Source organism: Clostridium sp. AM33-3, assembly GCF_003480315.1.
Taxonomy (GTDB): Bacteria; Bacillota; Clostridia; order Lachnospirales; family Lachnospiraceae; genus Brotaphodocola.
In genome coordinates, this window is record NZ_QUIV01000003.1 from 27,897 (window position 1) to 46,404 (window position 18,508).

Sequence of the window (18,508 nt, forward strand, 5' to 3'; positions counted from 1 at the left end):
GTTTATATTTTTTTTATGATGGCGACACAGTTTAGTCACAATTCTTTTTTATACTCTAAGTACATTATCCGAAAGGGTAATGGAACCTTTGTTTCAAGTGCATACTTGAAATTACAAAGCTTTTTCATACTCATACCGGGCAGCCCGAAACTGCCCGGCCCCCCTAAAACATTTTCTTTTATTTTGTATACCTACCATTCCCAAAATCAAAGGGCGAAAAGGACTGCCAAACCTTTTCGCCCTTTGATTTTGTTTTTTATTTTGTTTTTTATTTCGTTCTGTTTTCTGTATTCTTGCCTTCTGTCGTCTTTTTCCTGCCGCATAAAGCACCCAAAAACGCCGTCGACATCACAAAGAGCGCGCACCAGACCAGCGTTTTCCGCTCATCCCCCATAGCCGGCAGTCGGATCCTCCACCGGCCGTCCGGCCCCAGATACAGCCACGCCGCCCCGTCCGGCGAAGATGGCCTGTAGCAGGCAAGAATCCTGCCGATCCGCAGCACCGGCTGAAGCTCCGGTGTCCGGGGATTCTCATGCTCCGGTCCGCCCGGCTTTCCTGGTTTTTCTTCCGGCTTATCCGGTTCTTCTGGTCTCGGTTTATCTGGATTGGGCGTCTCCGGCTTTTCTGGTTCCGGTTTGGGGGTGTCCGGTTCTTTCCGGTCCACAACCGTAACCTGATGTTTTGCCTGTTCCCTCCACGCATACGACCCCGCTCCCATATCCGGTTCAAACTGCCAGCGCTTTACTTCCGGGTTTAAAGCATAGCCTGCAGGCGGCTCTGTTTCCCGCAATTCATACCAATACGGCTGGATTCTGCCGTTTTGCATAACCTCACCAACAGGCAGGCCTGTCTGCTCAGCCGGCGCGCTGAAACACATCCGAAAAACCGGTTCTGCCGTATCTTCCCGGATTCCTGCTGCCTGTGTGTAGGCTTCCAGCTCAAAAACCGCTCCTTCCAAAGGACGACCGGATGAATCTGTTTTTTCCAGTTTCAGTGTTCCGGTCACCGGCCTGTCATTCACCCGCACGATACGGATTTCCGGCTGCCATTCATACAGGATCTGCACCGGCTCGAAGGTGGTGTAATATGCCGGGCTCTGCTGTTCTGCCAGCCAGTAAATTCCATCCGGCAGATGCCGGATCCGGTGAGGCTTTAAGTCCCCTTCTGCATATCCCTGCGGGATCCTGCGGTTGATAGCATCCAGCTCTGTGTACCGTCCGTCGCTGCCACTCACCCAGGAATCAAACAGATAACGGCTGTTCCTGGTCAATCCGCCTGTTTCATCTGCGCGATACAGCGCCAGTCTGGCTCCCGCCAGTTCTTTTGTCCCATTTTCATACACCTTTGAGATAAGCAGACTGCCTTCTTCATTTTCCACCCGGTACAACTGAATTTCTCCCGTATCCGTTACTGTGATCAGCATATCCTGTGCCCGCACAAAACCGGCCGGTACCTCTGTTTCCACGAGCACATAGCTGCTGCCTGCGGGCAGATAATCCAGCCTCTGCCTGTTTTCCACTGTCAGATAACTGCAGGCATAGGCATTTACATTCGAAAGCTCCTGCCAGTTGAACTGATACTCAAACCGATACGGATGATCCGCCTGCAAATCAGTTTCCTTTGTGACTCCAATCCGGATCACAGCTCCTGTTTCCATCCGGTATACAAGCACCGTCTGCTTTGGATCCGCTGGATGAATCTGCTCTTTCTGGTATTCTGCCATAAATTCTGCCCGATACAGAACATCCCCGGCATCCCACATCACACTGCTTCCCGGTTTTGCCCCATGTTCCAGATACATGGTTTCAAAAGCGTCTGGGAAGGCCTGGCAGGTAGTACCATCATCCGTTATCCAATGCGCCACCGGCAAAGATTCCTCGTACAGCGGCCGCCCTTCCTCATAGCAAACACTGCCTGTATCATCCAGCTTTGCCGGGTACAAAGTAAATCCGGCACCGCCTACTGCCATTTCTCCGTCTGCACGGTCTTTCCCATTTTCCAGGCAGTATTTCTCTACCTCTATTTTTGTGTGATCCTCCTTCATCTCGTATTGCTGAATTTCTGAACACTCCTTCACCGATACCAAAACCGAATCATGAGAAACAAAACCGGATGGAACCTGAATTTCTTTCCAGATGTATGTTCCGACGGGAAGATGCGTGATACAATGCGGTGTTCCATCCGTTGTCCAGACCATCACCGGATCGGATGTTTCCATCCCCTTTCCGTTTTCGGCTTCCGCTTTCCACAATCCAAGCAGCGCATTCTCAACATATCCACAATCAAACGCTGAGTTTCCCCCACTTATCTTGGTAAATTCAGTTCTGACGGGTTCATCTATCATCGTTATTGTTTGCGTCTCAGCTGTTTCCTCCACAGAAATTCCCATGGGAAGTGCCTTGACAAAGCCCTCCGGTGCCCTCAGTTCTTCCATGATATAGCAGCCGGCTGGTACCCGTTCCAGAATATCCCCCTGTCCTCCTGTCTTTACGGATGTAAACGGATCATTGGGATACTGTTCCGATGAAATCCAGGTATTTTCCACCACATATGCCTCGCCCTTCCGATGAAAAAGTGTTTGCTCCTCATCAATCAGCATACTGTGTTCCTGCACTGCATACGCATCATGATTGTCCGCTTCCAGATTATCCGAAAGCTGGGAACGCACAAACTCTCCATTGCGGTCATACAGTTCTGTTGCCTTATCATAGCGCTCTTCACTTTTCTGATAATAGTCTGTCAGGCCATGCCGGTCATAGACCGGATTCATCGTTTTTTCAAAACTTCCATTATTAGCATCCAGAAGGATCTCATCATTCAGATTCTGTCCGTACATATTTCTGGATAGAGAAGATTTCCGATGACTTTCCTCTCCGGGATCTGACTTCCAGCTGCCGGTAAGATACGCAGTTTCTCCGCTGCCCACTATTGCCATGCGAGAGGTCGTAATCTTATCTCTGGCAATCACATTTCCATACTCATCCCGGCGGATGTTCACCGGCCATACCATCACCTGTTTCTTTCCGGCTCCGGTTCCATCCCGGCCGCAGATCTGGTCCCAGCTTCCATTGGTTCCGTCAAAATCCCGGACCACATAGGCCATGCCGGTATAGGGATCCACCAGGGCATCCCTGGCTCCATCCCTTCCAAGATGATACACGTGTGTTCCCTTATCCAGAGTCAGTATTTTATCTTTTTCATCATATGTAATCTTCGTCAGGTCCCCACCATCAAATTCCAGGAATTTTGAGGCTCCTTTCCAGGCAAAAGCCTGATATCGTCCATCTTTTCCATCGGTTTGAGGTGTAATTTTCACGCTCAAATCACTCAAATCATAGTACAAAATATCCGTATCCGGGCGCATGACCGTGACAGAATCCCAGACATTTCCATCTGCCTGAATGATCTCGCCATAACGGTCAACACCGGCCGGCCAGGATACCGTATAAAGCCGTCCGTTTTCATCCTGCTCCGGGAGAAATTCTGTTTTCGTTCCTCCGTATCCTTCCTTTACATACATGCGTTCCACATGGCCCGCATCATCCCGGCAAATCACCAGTCCCTCATATGCAAAATCCTGCGAGTCACCGGACGGCGTGATAGACATTGCGTCAAACAGCGTCATCAGCGCACCGGACGCATATTCAGAGGCATCTTTTTCACCGGCATCCCGTTCCAAAAAAGTCTCCCCGGCTTCTGTCTGCATGGCGCGCTTTTCTACCTGCAGACGGATTGGCTCATTTTCCAGATAAACGCGCGCTGTATCAATCAGATCCTGCGGTTTGGTCCCATAGGTGGTCTGTTCATCAGCTGCATCTTCATAAATTGCAGAAATCACCCGGCTGTCCCGTTCTCCATTCTGATAATAGGTAATCTGATCCGAATAAATCTCCAGCGCCACTGGTTTTGACCGGGCATAACCTGCCGGTGCTTTTGTCTCACACAGGACATAGGTTCCGGCTGAAAGCGGCTGTGGAGTATACAGATATCCAACTGTCTGCAGCTGATGCTCCGAAGCATCTGCCGGCTGTCCATCCCATACGGTCGCAAATGCTTTCATAACTCCCGTCTGCAGACCAAACCGGTCCCCCAGAAGAATCTGCTCCGACTCATCGCATACTGGAGTTCCGGCCGGTACCACGCCTGTATAACACGCTTCCGCTCCGTTAACAGCTGCTGCCACAGATTCTGTTTCGTCCATCCGTCCTGCTCCCGCGCTCCAAAATCCGGCCAGCCAGTTCCAGATACCGCCATCTCTCAAGACAGGCCGGATATCTGCTGCTCCCATTGCTGTCAGAAATTCTTTTGAACCGCAGATCTGGGTGTCCTCTTCATAGAAAAGGACTCTTCCTTCTCCATCTGATCCATCATCTCGCTTTGCTGCGTAAATACGAAACACCGCTCCATCATGCAGGATATTTTCATGAGTCTCAGAATCCAGTTTTTCCAGGCGCAGTCTGGCGGTGTAAAGCCGGTTGCGGAAACGGACATTGCCACATCCTGAAGCTTCGGAAGTATTCTCTGCATCCATGACCACAGAATGCGGAACCAGCATCGGTGCATACCTGCCGTCATAGGCTGTCTGCGAACCCTGCATGGCCGGCACCCGGTCCCGATACCAGGCTCCCGGGATATTATCCTCTGTCATCTCGCCTCCCGGATAGCTGACATTGTCAGCCGTGCAGGCCTGCTCAGAAACCGAACTGTAACGATATACCTCCGAAACAGCTTTCCGACCGTCCTGTCCTTCACTCAGATAATACGAAACAGCTACCGCCGTACGATCGTCCGCCTCATTATAGTAGTTCTGGAATGGGCGGTACGCCGACTGGGTCAGGGACGCGAAATCGCCCGCCGCCAGAGTTTCCGGCTCGCCATTCCGGAACCGGTCAATCTCCAGACCATATGGATAAATTTCAAAGTCCCCGCGGCTGCCATGAGCCTGAAGTACGCGGGACTCTTCCAGAAAACGGATCTGGTAGCGCCGTTCCAGTTCCGACGCTTTAAAAGAAGCCTGGTATCGATAAAACGGATCCAGAATTCCAGGGGACGCCTGCGCGCCCGCCTCATCCGCATAAACTGCTGGAAGTTCGATTTCCTTTGGCTGGTCTGTTTCATAATGTCTGTTTTTAAAGTCCTGAAGCCCGGCATCCTTTGGCTGCTGCTCCACCACCACATACGTTCCGTATGGAAGCATTGCTGAGATCCCATAATATTCAGAAATCTCTTCATCAGACGGATCCGGTACATCCACCGATAATGTAGCCGGATCCCCGTCTGCTCCGCCGCCCGGTGCTTCATCCCAGGCAATGGCATACAGCGCGTCCAGATCATAGGCAAAAAACGGTTTTAAATAATTCTGCGCTTTCTCAATGGCTTCCCGCATCGCACGGTCCAGAATCTCATCTGAAAACGCAGTCTCACCAGAGATACTGTTTCCATCTGCCTGTATGAACTTTGCTGCCACATCATCCAGATACCAGGTAATGGCAAATTGCCGTACCCGATCTGAAGCCCGGGTATTCCAGATCGTATCCTCGCTGCGGTTAACTGCATTGCCCACTGGCCGCCAGCTGGTGTAGGTCGGCGCCGCGTCATCCCACTTGTCGTGATTTGCCGTATCTATGGCGTCAAAAAATTTTTTATAATTTGGACGCATTGTGGTTCTTACCGTCTTTCCATCTTCCACAAGCGCTTCCGTCATTTCCAGCAGTGCCGTGTCACCAGATTCCTGCTGTTCCTGAATCCGGCCATCCTGATAAGCATAAAGCTGTGTATTGCAGACTATTGCATCCTCCGCATTTTTGTACAATGGGTCGGTGCGGTGCAAAACCCTGGTATAGATCTGGTTTACCCGTTCCGGAAATGCATCATTAGCCTTTTTCTGTTCTTCAAAAGTGCGTTCCGTTCCCTTTCGGTCTTGCCAGATTACATTTCCCTGCTCATTCCGGTACAGATTTTGAAGATTGGATTTTAAGTATACCTTAAAGCGGAAGTTTTCTACTGCCGTTTTTCCGTTATACTGCCTGGTCCACCAGTCTTCGTGTACATCCGCATAAGAACTGGTATTCCGGTATGACGTTTTCTCAATGGTCTTGCTCACCCGGATTCTCTGTCGGATACTCCGCTCTTCTACTGCCACCGGAACCGCCTGAGTTCCGCTTCCCGGTTTTCCAGAACCATCCTGCCATACCGCCTCCTGTCCCGGATATACCAGAACAGTATGTTTTATAAAGCTGTTTTCTTCTCCTGTGGCTCCATCTTTATAATCCAGGCACGCACGCACTGACGCCTGTTTCACGGCCTGATAATACGAAGCACAGCCCATAACATCCCCCGCAGCCCAGTTTCCGGAAAGCATAGCCGCCTCTTCTGCTGTCAGAACCACCTGTTCCGGCCCCGGTAATACCAGCTTAAAGCGATATTCCTGTCCTTGCTCATCATTATGCAAAGATCCATAGAAGTCCGTATAACTGCTTTCCACATGCCAGATTCCGGCCTGGCCGTTTATCGGAATTTCAGTCCAGTTTCCATACAATTTCTGTGTCTCACCGGGTACGGTTTCTTCCATATAGCAGATTTTCGGAATACGCTTTCCATTCGCATCCAGCGGAATTTCTCCCGGTTCATAGTAAACAGTTTCCGAAATACAGCGGGTCACCAGACTTCCATCCGAATCAGCCTGCGCATCCGGAACCAGTACGGCAGAGACTCGTTCCAATCCTTCACCCGCCTCATTTCCGGCCCGAAAACCGGTGTAAATGCCAAAACTTTCCGGTTCTTCTTCCCCCGTATATACGGCATAGCAATATCTGGGTGTTTCAGAAGTCTCCTCCGGCACATATGGAACTCTCAGATAAAACGCTGCGCTCCTTTTCTCATTCTCCGGTACATAAAAACATTCCGGATTTCCTATGCGGCCTGCATAAACTGAAATCTCCCACGCATCTTCCAATTCCCGGATCCCATCCAGGCCTCCATAAGAGTAATACGCATGATTCTGATAATAATCCAGCAAGGATGCCAGCAATTCTCCTGCTGTTACTTTCTCTCCGTTCTCCCGGACACGCGGAATCTGAAGCGTCACAACCGGAGATCCAAAGCTTACCTCCTTTCCACTTTGATATCCAGTGTCATAAACCGGATGTTCCAGTGTTGTATAACGGGTACCGGTACCTGAAGTGCCGCTCAGTTTCGGTGTTCCCTTCCCATTGCCCCGCAGAATCAGTTCCAGTTTCTGTTTGACAAAGTTCTGCTGTTCCATCTGAAATGGCTTCCTTAAAATTTCCAGCACCGTATCTTCATTCAAATTCTCTTCGGGCCGCTTCATCAGTGCTTCACAGCGGGAAGTGTCCAGTTCTTTTTCTGCCGCACACTCTGCGTCCGTCACCGACCGGCTGACCGGACGTTCTCTGGTGAGCAATGTTCCATCCGCATCATAACGCGGATACTGGCCTTGAAATTCGGTCACAGCGTAAACCGGCCTGCCAAACAGATCTGTCTCCGCAGACTCGGTAAAACGCCCTGTTCCAACCTGGGCCGGTTCTGTCCTCACCTGAGTATCCAGCCGGTACAGCCTGCTTTCCTCCGGTATTTCGGAAAATACCAGATCAAATCCGCCGCTTTTTTCACTGGAAACCTGAAAAAACAGTTCCTGAAATGCCGGATCTCCATAAGCGCCGCTGGCACCAGACTGCACCTGCTGCTCCGCATAAAGGCCTTTCGTGATCACCGCATAACCTTCCCGTTCTGTTCCTGCCGATGCTTCCAGTTCCTGTCCTGCATTGGTAAACGGAGCCTTTCTGTTTCCTACAGACAGTTCATACCCTTCCGACCTGCTCAGTTCTTTTACATAGTAGCTTCCCATAAAAAGCGGTCTGCCGATCCAGCAGTTTCCATTTTTCAAACGGTAATCCGGATAGCTTCTTATGTACTGCCCGTCTTCTGTATAATCATCAAAACTCTGATTCCGCGCATAAAGATTGGACGGCGCCATCTGGTTCCATCCGCCCGGTCTGTTTTCGATCTGTCCGGTTTCATAGTTATAAAACCTTCCCGGTGCCTCTGTACAGGCCAGAAACGAAGCATCTCCGTTTTTGTCGGTGGATGTCACTGCCACCAAATCATTTTTCTGGTATACCACGCCGGTTTTTCCATCCGGGTGCACCAGATTCTCCTCTGCAAACAAACCGTAAACCGCACCCTCCAGAACTGCATCGCCCTGCGCATCTCCATAGGAATCATACCGGTCATTCTCACCTGATTTCAGATCCATATCCCGTTTATTGATATGGATCTCTCCTTCTGTCCTGTGATCGTAGATCCGCCACCAGTCATCTTCCCCGTCCCGGTCACTGCAATGACTATAGCGGTCCGCCGGACCAGCCGTAATCTTCTGACCGCTTCCTGGCGCATGTAAGGCACCTTGATAGGCATCCGTGAAAAGATCCGCACTGCCCACGTCCCTGTTTCTCATGTCTGATTTAAAATCTCCATGAAACGATTTTGCTGTCTTCTCTCCGGAATCTTTCTCCCCACCACGTGAAAAATCCAGTCTCAAAATCCACGGTACCGGAGATCTGCCTTCCTCTTCCGCATCCGATTCTGTCGCCGTATGCTTCCGGTGTTCTTCTTGCTGACCTGACACAGCCATATAGTCCTGCTTCGCCAGGGCTGCATTCGACATTGTTGCCTGCGCATTCGACATACTGGCCCACTCTGTTAAAGCTTCCTGACCGGCTTCTGTGCTTCGATCATCTATCAGCAGTTCCTCATCCGTCTGCACCGGAAAAAAAATGGAACGGATTTTCTGCCAGATAGAACGCCTCTCTTTTCGCACACTGGGCACTTCAGTTTCTGAAACCAGCCTTCCGCTGCTGCCCTGCTTCCTTGCTTCCCGTACTGTTTGTGCCGGCTCTGCAAAAAACTGGTCGCTGATCCGGATCTCATGACTGTACAGCCCGGCAAAATGCGCATTTGCCCCATTCTCGGAAGCGTCTGTCGTAATGACTTCTACCGGCAGATCATCCCGGTGGTTTCCATGAAGGGTGTAACCTTCCCTGGCCGTATCCTCCGCTATAGCATAGCTGTATTGCAGCGCAATAAAATGATCATACGTTTCCTGTGTATCCTCACCACATCCAGAATCGCGAAACGCCCGGTCTGCTTCAGCAGAAACCGTGGTGCCCGCCGAAGGCGTCTCTCCTTCTTCTCCGCCGGAAGATGCGATGCTCCTGATTTCCCCTGGATCTGTTTCCGGCATGTACCAGTGAAAATGAACACCGGAAAACTCTCCCGAAGCCCAGGTTTCACAGGAAGCGCAAGTGTTCAGCCAAAGTGCTGCCAGACGGCGGTTTTCTTCTTTTGCCGCATCAATTTCCGCCTGATTCTCAATCTCTCCGGTTTCCTCATCCTCTTCCTCCTCCGGTACCGGAACAAAAACCGGTGCCGGGTGCCCGTCACAGAACGTCTTATCATAATGATATCCATGTTCTATTGTTTTCTCTGCTTCTCCATTCGTATCCGTCACCATAGCTGATACAAACTGGAAATCATCCCATAGCACCGGATTATCCCGGTGATAACTCTGATAAGGTGCTCCACCGGCATAAATATAAGCAGCTCCATCCCGGTCCGTATGAATCTCATCCTTGTCATCAAATCTTTCATATAAGGAAAATACAGCACTCTCCAGAGGCGCGCCAGTTTCATGGTCCTGCTTTTTCAGGCGGACGTTATAGGAAGAAGTCCAATCCTCTTCATGGCGGTAAATTTCAAATGCCATGCTGCCATCTTCCCCGGCTGGCGTACTTCCTCCAACGCCTGCATAATAGCAAAGCTGCGGTGCCTGTACCTCCACAAAGACCAGCCTCTGATGAGCCGCCAGCGGTGCCGCGCCATTGTACATCTGGCGGTGAGTCCCCGCGCAGCGGCTGCACCTCCAAATCTGCAGGCACTGCTCATACACCTCTTCCGGAGAAGCAAAGGTTCCGCCCCCGGTCCCATACCTGGTGCCCCGCACATCAAACATCAGATATAAAAGTCCGCCAGCTCCGGTGCTGGTCAGACGGATATCCGTATCCGTCTTCTGGCAAATCCAGCCGCCCGGAATCTGCTCACTGAATGACCCTTCTTCACCGGTAGCGGAAAATTTCAGCGGAACACTACGAATAAATTCTGAGTCCGCGCCGGAAGGATCAAATGACAGGATATATTCCCCCGGCCGCTCCACGCTCTGGGAAGGAGCCAGGAGTGCCGGACTGCCGGTATTGGTATGCCCCTGTAGCACAGCAGGCACATCTCCTCCCAATGCAGCATTTCCGCTTCCAAGCAGCCCAGCCATCTGCAGATACGTCTCCTCCCGGGCAAGCACTGCTTTCAGCCAGGGATATTTTCCGCGTACTGCCGACGAATGAATCAGCAATTTCAGATCCGCTTCTGTAACAAAGCCGGTAATCGCCGGAACGCCTTGCGCGGCAGCTCCCGCATTGATATTCCGGATTACTGCATTGATCTGCGGCACATTACCAAAACTGGCCTGCAGCGTCAGCATCCCCCAGAATATCAGCGCTGTTTCCTCCCGGCTTAATGTCTCCGAAGGAAGAATATACTCATACTCGTCTCCATCGATCAACGCCCGGTTTGCTCCGGCTCCGTCAATACAGTAATGATGGAAACCAGCCCCGTAGGCCGTGATGGTATCTCCTTTCTGGGCCGCTTCCGCCTTCCACGGCAGCATCGTTATGGCTGGAAGCAGTTTTCCACTGATCATAATGACCGCCAGAATCCACGCCGCAGTCTGTCTCACGGTTTTTCTCTTTTGATTCATTCTTTTTTCATACTCCTGTTTCCTGTCTCTGCACGATGCCATTCACAATCCATGCGCCATGTTCATTGGTCTGCTTTCCATCCGGCAAAACTGTATTGCACCGAAGCGCGCCGCGTGTTCCATTCGATTCCTCCTCAAAATACAGGCACTGTCCATCGATCCAGTTCCATCCCGTCAGCATGCGCCCCTGAGTTCCGTCCGGGGACGGATTCAGGTAATAGCGGTTGCCGTCGGTATCCTGATACCATCCTGTTACCAGGAAACCATTTTCATCAAACCGGAACCAGTCATACGCACTCTGCCCGTCTGCTGTGCTGGCATACGGATTATGCACTGCTGCCCATTCCTTCGCGTAAGTGCGCTCTTTGTCCGCAAACATCCACTGTCCGGCCGCATTCTGCATCCAGGTTCCTGTCACAACATAGGACGGCATTGACGGACTGGCGGCTCTGGTTACCCCGCCGAAAGTAATCCCTGTGGAAGAACCGCCTCCACCGCCCCCGGAGCCTTTGGATGAGCCGCCTCCGCCCCCAGACCCGCCTGTGCTGACTCTCGGCACAGTCTCATCTACCGTAACAAATACGATCTTTACGCGGCACATGGCCTGAATATGACCATGTGTCTGGTCTTCACTGACCGCCGTAACAAGTTCTTCCAGAATGCCAGTTCCACTTACCTTTTCCAGCGGTTTTTCCTTTTTCAGAGTACGGTCCCGGTTGATCAGATTCTGGATCCAGGCCGGATTGGTCTGTCCCTGCGGATCCCACACCGGGGTAAGCCTGCAGTTTTGCCGGTTCGCCCCGGACGGTTCTAAAAGAAGGTTCTTTCCGCTCTCCGTATCCTTCCAGCTTACCTGCTCATAAAACGGATGCTCCGGCTCCAGACCGGCTGTCAGCACCACCGGCTCTGAAACCGTGATTGATTCTGTCGGCTGATAACAGCTTCCGGTCAGCCGTCTGGTGACTGTGAACTGTACCTCATCCTGATTTAAGCTCAGAGTTTCCACACGTACGGTTGTCAGATCTACAATCTGAAACTCTACAGTCACACGGCAGTTTGCGTAAAGTGCCTGGTGATTCACCGATGTTTCCGGATTGGTCACCGCGGAAACCACTCCATATCGTGTATACACCGTATCGCGGATTGGCTCCCGGTACTGGTTTTGCGCCTGTGCCTTCACTTCACGGTTTACAATGTTCGTAATAAAAGCAGAATTCATATTGGGCATGACCAGTCCGTCTTTCATGGTATAACCGGCCTCAGAACGATTTTCCAGAAGATCGGTATCATCGACCAGCCAGCGCACTGTCCGGTCCGCCGTCTGCCCGTTTCCGTTATGCTCCGAATGGATCAGGACCGGCTGCACTTCTACGCTGTGATCCTGTTTTCCGTCCACATAGCGGGCGATCAGGATTCCTTCCGCATTTTTTACCTCTGTCACGATCTGTGGGCTTTTGCGGTCTCCGCTGCGAGTCTGCACAACCGAAATCCGCGTTTCGGCCGGATCTGCCGTCAGCCTTGTCGTCACCTTTTCATATTCCGCGCGAAGCTCTGTATCACACTCCGGCATGATAAACGAATAAGCACCTCCGCTCACATACTGCATCGGCCGTTCCTGTTCGTCCTCATCCAGATAAGTTGGCGGTTTTACGCCTCCTGTCTCATTGAGATCCACCACCATCTGGTAACGGTCCTCTGCCGTATTCTTCGGTGCGGTAGCCACTGTCACCACACCCCCTGCCCTGATCGCAGACGGGTGATCTTTATCAATATCCCGGTAGTATGAGCTGCCTGTAGATGAGATCGCAGACAGCACTGCCACATCGGTATCGTAGGTACCGTTTGCATTTCTGGCATCAATTCGCGGAATATAGACCAGATAGCCTCTGGTCGGCTCCCCCATAAAGCCCGGTGCAAAATGATCCATGGTAAACGGCAGATCCTTTTTATAACCTTCCATGGTAAATTCACGCCCCAGCTTCTGAGTAACAATATAGCGGATGCCATCTTCCAGTTCTTCATAGAAGAATCGGTCCCCACAGTCATATTCAATCTGTCCCGTCACTGTTTTATACTTGCGTTCCAGATCAGACCAGTAACCGATGTGCGCATCCTCCGCAAACCGGTTATCCCCGTCAATGGTACTGCCAAACACCTGCTTTGCCTTCGCCAGTGTATTGGTAAACAGATAAGAAACTCGGCTGTCACGCTCTGTTCCGTAAGTAAACCGTGCGCTGCTGTCACGGGTTCCCACAAAGGTTCCCTCCCGGGATGCACTGCCGTTGTTGGTTCTGGAAACAGCTCCTGCCATGCGGGCCAGTATCAGATTCCCGCTCTCATATTTTCCGACAATACCTCCCACGGCACGGCTTCCGTTTCCACCGATCGTACCGTTCACGTAGGAATTATAAATACCGCTTAAAGTCATGACTCCTGCGATCCCGCCTACATATCCTTTCCCCTGGATCCGGTCCGACACCCCGTTCTGGGTGATCACTGCATTATCGATCAGGTAAGCCTTCTTTGCACATCCTGCAATACCTCCCACAGCACCATCCTTCTCTGCGCCATTCATGGAAATCCCCTCTGCCCGGCAATTCTCCACAATGACCGATCCATCCGACTCCTGAAGCTGCGTTCCCGCCAAAGTGCCTTTTCCGCTTCCGCAGAGCATTGCCGCAATACCTCCCGCATTGTGTCTGGAATACACATAACCGGATACTCTCACATTCCGGATCACAGCGCCGTTCTTCACAGCTCCTGCCAGAATTCCGACCTGATCCAGCCCCCGCACCTGGTCACACTGAATTTCCAGATTTTCTACGCTGCCTCCATCGATCACGCCAAATAATCCCAGATTTGTTTTACCGTCAAGCTCTCCGGCAATTTTCAATCCAGTTATGGTATTTCCGCATCCGTCAAAATACCCGCGAAATGGCGTTGGAACCTCTCCGCTCATTTCCGCGCGGCTGCGATACCAGCCGATCGGATTCCAGTCCCCGCGGTTGATGGCAATTCCTCCAAGATCCAGGCTTTGCGTCAGTTCGAAATAACAGCCCTTATAATCATTCCCGGCCGCAACGGACTCGGCCAGCCCCATCAGATGAGAAAGCGTCTCAAGCTGATAGGGAGACTCTCTTGTTCCTTCTCCCGGAAAATTCACATTGCCGTTCCAGTCCTCCCACAGATCTCCGGTTACCGGAATCTGTGCCGCCAGCAGCAAAAGATTGGATGGCGTTGCAGGCTCTATCCACTGTACCGCATCGGATGGCGTTGCAGGCTCTCTCCACAGGATCGCGTCAGAGGCTGTTGCCAGATCCTCTTCCGGCTCTTCCTCATCCCACACTTCCTCCAATATTTCGGAAGAATCTACACTCCCATTACTCTCGGTTACTCTTGCATGACCGGCTCTTCCTTCCGGAATCCATCCGCCGGCATTTTCCGCCATGGCAATCCCGGCCGGAAAAACTCCCGGTGAAAGCACGGTAAGCAATACTGCCATCGCAGACGCTGTCTGACGTTTCCTGTAAAATTTCTTTTTGCTGGTTCTCATACATCCCCCTTATCCTACATCTGCGGCAGCACAAAAGCCGGCCGCACCCCTGTTGTTCCTGTTACACGCAATTCCTCATCCGCTTCCGGTTTCTGATCTGCTGTTGTCCGCACATTTCTTCCTGCCTCCTGCATGTCAGTCCGCATACCGCTTCCTGCCGTCTGCACATCAGTCCGTACCTTTTCCGGCCGGATATTGCCCTGCACCAGATCCACGATATAGACCTGAGTGCCCTCTGCGCTTTTGCATGGTGTGCGGAGCCAGTATCCTTTACAGAATTCACTGATCTGCGTCTCCGGATTCCGCTTTCTGACCGGGCCAAACCGCCACAGCCAGTTCCGGTAGCGATATGCCTCGTCCACTGAAAGAATAAACAGCTGATCTACCAGCTTCTGGCTGCCCAGATATCTGGCAGTCAGCTCATCTCCGGAAAACTGCTCCCACAATTCTCTTCCCGTCTGCCCCTGATAAGCTCGTTCCACGCCGATATTCACCATTTCCGCATCTGAAAATTGTTCTGCAGAGCCGGAAAGCCATGCACGTATCGCGGAATATTTATAATCCGCGGTTTCTCCAAAGCGTACGATCGGTCCCGAAGCATACACATAACCATGAGAAGCGTCCTCCGGCGTCTCAAACTGATAATGGGAACCGGTGTTGGCCGGTATTACCTCATCACACAAAAATAAGGCTCCCTTTCTGTGGTAATCCATATGGTCTGCATAATTCTGATCAATGCAGCGGAAACGGTATGCTGTTCCCCCGATACTCCGTATAACAGTATCCCCGATATTCCAGTGCCGGATCTGAGTCTCCGTCCCGGTTCCGGCTCCATAAACCGTCAGTCCCGGTCCCGCTGTCAGAATCGTCCATGCGCAGACGATCAGAAGCAGACCTTTGCGTCCTCGTTCTGAATGCATCGCATTCCCCCTCTCCCTTTTTGCGATCCTGTTTTTTGTATTCTGATCCTATGTGAAAATGCGCGAACTGCGCCTGAGCTGCACGTAACAGACAGCCTGATGATAAAACTGAAAAATAAAAAACTGCCCTGTTTCAAGCTGAAGCGGCAAAACATTGCCATAAAGCCCAACAGGAACATAGAAACATAAATATAAAAGTGAAAATAAATGAAATGTGAAAATAAAACACTAAGATAACAGAAAAACAGAATCTCAGATAAATCGTTACTGTGCCATCATCATAGCACAGTAACGATACCAGTACAAGAAAAGTTCATCGACAAAAGCTGACACCAGACGACATAAGCCGGCTCTTAACCGCGCAGGCAGAATTCGCTGCAGTCTACCACGCGGGTGGCAAAGCCCTCGTAAAATTCCGGCTCATGGCAGATCAGAAGGATGCTGCCTTTGTATGCCTTCAGGGCACGGGCCAGCTCCTCCTTGGCGTCCACATCCAGATGGTTAGTCGGCTCATCCAGAAGAAGAACATTGGTCTCGCGGTTGATCAGTTTACATAATCTTACCTTTGCCTGCTCACCGCCGGACAAGACACGTACCTGGCTCTCGATGTGTTTGGTCGTCAGGCCGCATTTTGCCAGGGCAGAACGTACCTGATACTGGGTGTAGGACGGAAATTCCTTCCAGATTTCCTCAATGCAGGTGGTGGTATTTCCCGGTGCCATCTCCTGCTCAAAATAGCCAAGATACAGATAATCACCTAACTCCACGCTGCCGGAAAGTGCCGGGATCAGGCCCAGGATACTCTTTAACAGGGTAGTCTTTCCGATTCCGTTGGAGCCCTTTAAGACGACCTTCTCACCGCGTTCCATGCTGATGTCAAACGGGCGGGTCAGCGGCTCGTCGTAGCCGATCACCAGGTCCTTCGCCTCAAAGATCATTTTGCCGGCAGCACGGGCTTCCATAAAATTAAACTCCGGCTTCGGCTTCTCCTTCGCCAGCTCAATGACCTCCATCTTATCCAGCTTTTTCTGGCGGGACATGGCCATATTTCGGGTGGAAACTCTTGCCTTATTGCGGGCCACAAAATCCTCAAGCTCTGCGATCTCCTGCTGCTGACGCTTATAAGCGGCCTCAAGCTGTGCTTTCTTCACCGCGTAAACTTCCTGGAAATGATCGTAATCGCCCACATAACGGTCCAGCTTCTGGTTCTCCATGTGGTAGATCAGGTTGATGACGCTGTTTAAGAAGGGAATATCATGGGAGATCAGAATAAAGGCATTCTCATACTCCTGCAGATAACGCTTCAGCCATTCAATATGCTGCTCATCCAGATAATTGGTCGGCTCATCCAAAAGCAGGATGTCCGGCTTTTCCAGAAGCAGCTTTCCCAGAAGCACCTTGGTACGCTGGCCACCGGAAAGTTCGGAAACATCCTTATCCATGCCAATCTCCTGCAGGCCCAGCGCGCGGCCTACCTCTTCTACCTTGCTGTCAATGATATAAAAGTCATGGGCCATCAGAAGGTCCTGAATCGTGCCAAGCTCCTCCATCATGGCATTCATCTCGTCCTCGGATGCCTCGCCCATCTTATCGCAGATGGCATTCATCTGCTCTTCCATCTCAAACAGATACGCGAACGCGCTCTTTAACACATCGCGGATGGTCATGCCCTTTTCCAATACGGTGTGCTGGTCCAGATAACCGGCGCGCACATGCTTTGCCCACTCAACCTTGCCCTCATCCGGCTGCAGTTTTCCGGTGATAATGCTCATGAAGGTAGATTTACCCTCGCCGTTGGCGCCCACCAGACCGATATGCTCACCCTTTAACAGACGGAACGAAACATCCTGGAAAATAGCCCGGTCACCAAATCCGTGACTTAAATGCTCTACATTTAAAATACTCATGAAAACTCCTCTCAAAACCTCTCAGACACAAACAATCTCTGCAAAATGTTGAAATCTGCGGCTATACCGCATTTTGCGAATGCTACTATTTTACCTAACAAATTCTGCGGTGGCAAGCTCTTTTCCCGGAATTTGCGCATATCTTATGGTAATTACGCACCGGTCCGTGTGAACCCGGCGCTCTGCCTGTCACATGGCCCCCGCAAACATGACCAGGTGATTCCATGGTACTTCCGCTCAGCCACATTCCCCCTGCCTCCGATGCCCGCATCATCTGGATCGCCAGTGAACCGGCACGCCGGGAGAAGCTTGCCCGGCAGGGCTTTGTTCCCGATGAAGCCGTACACTGCGTGTGCCGTTCCCTCCGAAGGCGGCTCTTTTTATTCCGGGTGCGCGGCCGTCTGATTTTACTGCCGCGAAAGCTTGCAGGCGAAATTTTTGCCGAAATCCAACACTGATCTTTCAAAAACAAATGCTTAACAATTTTTATCAGACGCAGTATAATGGAAAAAATTTCCAGCAGGAGGAGACACAAAATGATAAGTCAGATCACACGAGATGAAGCATTGAACTTACTGAAAACCTACAACAAGGAGCCGTTCCACATTCTGCACGGTCTCACCGTAGAAGGCGTCATGCGCTGGTACGCGAAGGAGCTTGGTTATGGAGATGAGGAAGATTTCTGGGGAATCTGCGGACTGCTCCACGATATTGATTTTGAGCTTTACCCGGAACAGCACTGCACAAAAGCGCCGGAGCTGTTAAAGGCCGGCGGTGTCGGCGATGACATGATCCATGCCATCTGCTCCCATGGCTACGGCATCTGCTGCGATGTAGAGCCGGTCCATGAGATGGAGAAGGTGCTGTTCGCCGCAGATGAGCTGACCGGTCTGATCGGAGCCGCAGCCCGCATGCGCCCATCCAAAAGCACCAGGGATATGGAGGTTTCCAGCTTAAAGAAAAAATTCAAGGATAAAAAATTTGCTGCAGGCTGCTCCCGCGACATCATCCGCACCGGTGCCGAACGCCTGGGATGGGAGCTGGATGAGCTCTTTGCAAAGACCATCGAGGCAATGCGCTCCTGCGAGGACGCCGTGAATGCGGAGATGGATGCCTGAAAATACAAAAACCGCGTAGCTACGCGGTTTTAAGGAAGCAGGCGACGGGAATCGAACCCGCCTCCTCAGCTTGGGAAGCTGATGTTCTACCAATGAACTACGCCTGCGTTTTCTATGGAAACACTGTTTATTATAAATCGTATTTTTCAAAAAGTAAAGAGATTCCTGTTTTTTGAAAAAAG

General features: G+C 51.3%; 5 protein-coding genes and 1 tRNA gene. 1 reads left to right on the forward strand and 5 read right to left on the reverse strand.

Annotated elements, in window-relative coordinates; translation table 11 throughout:
- Nucleotides 1-268: 268 nt before the first annotated feature.
- The 4 genes from DW819_RS02540 to DW819_RS02555 all read right to left on the reverse strand — a co-directional run bounded on the left by DW819_RS02540 (nt 269) and on the right by DW819_RS02555 (nt 17,208).
- Nucleotides 269-10,828 carry a prealbumin-like fold domain-containing protein gene (locus DW819_RS02540; RefSeq protein ID WP_118731931.1) on the reverse strand — a complete coding sequence of 3,520 codons (10,560 nt, stop codon included), beginning with the start codon at nt 10,826-10,828 and terminating at the stop codon, nt 269-271.
- 7 nt (nt 10,829-10,835) lie between these two features.
- Nucleotides 10,836-14,381: a hypothetical protein gene (locus tag DW819_RS02545; RefSeq protein ID WP_118731932.1), complete on the reverse strand. Its 3,546-nt coding sequence runs from the start codon at nt 14,379-14,381 to the stop codon at nt 10,836-10,838.
- A gap of 14 nt (nt 14,382-14,395) precedes the next feature.
- Nucleotides 14,396-15,301 (reverse strand): DUF6273 domain-containing protein, encoded by a 906-nt coding sequence (locus tag DW819_RS02550; protein WP_118731933.1) that lies wholly within the window; start codon nt 15,299-15,301, stop codon nt 14,396-14,398.
- 353 nt (nt 15,302-15,654) lie between these two features.
- Entirely contained in the window at nt 15,655-17,208 is a 1,554-nt protein-coding gene (locus DW819_RS02555) for an ABC-F family ATP-binding cassette domain-containing protein (protein ID WP_118731934.1), read from the reverse strand.
- Nucleotides 17,209-17,744: 536 nt separating this feature from the next.
- Here DW819_RS02555 and DW819_RS02565 point away from each other — a divergent pair.
- Complete coding sequence (locus tag DW819_RS02565) at nt 17,745-18,326, forward strand: hydrolase (RefSeq protein ID WP_118731936.1); 582 nt, start codon at nt 17,745-17,747, stop codon at nt 18,324-18,326.
- A 36-nt stretch (nt 18,327-18,362) separates the two neighbouring features.
- Here the strand turns inward: DW819_RS02565 and DW819_RS02570 are convergent.
- Nucleotides 18,363-18,433: transfer RNA gene (locus DW819_RS02570), tRNA-Gly, on the reverse strand.
- Nucleotides 18,434-18,508: the final 75 nt, after the last annotated feature.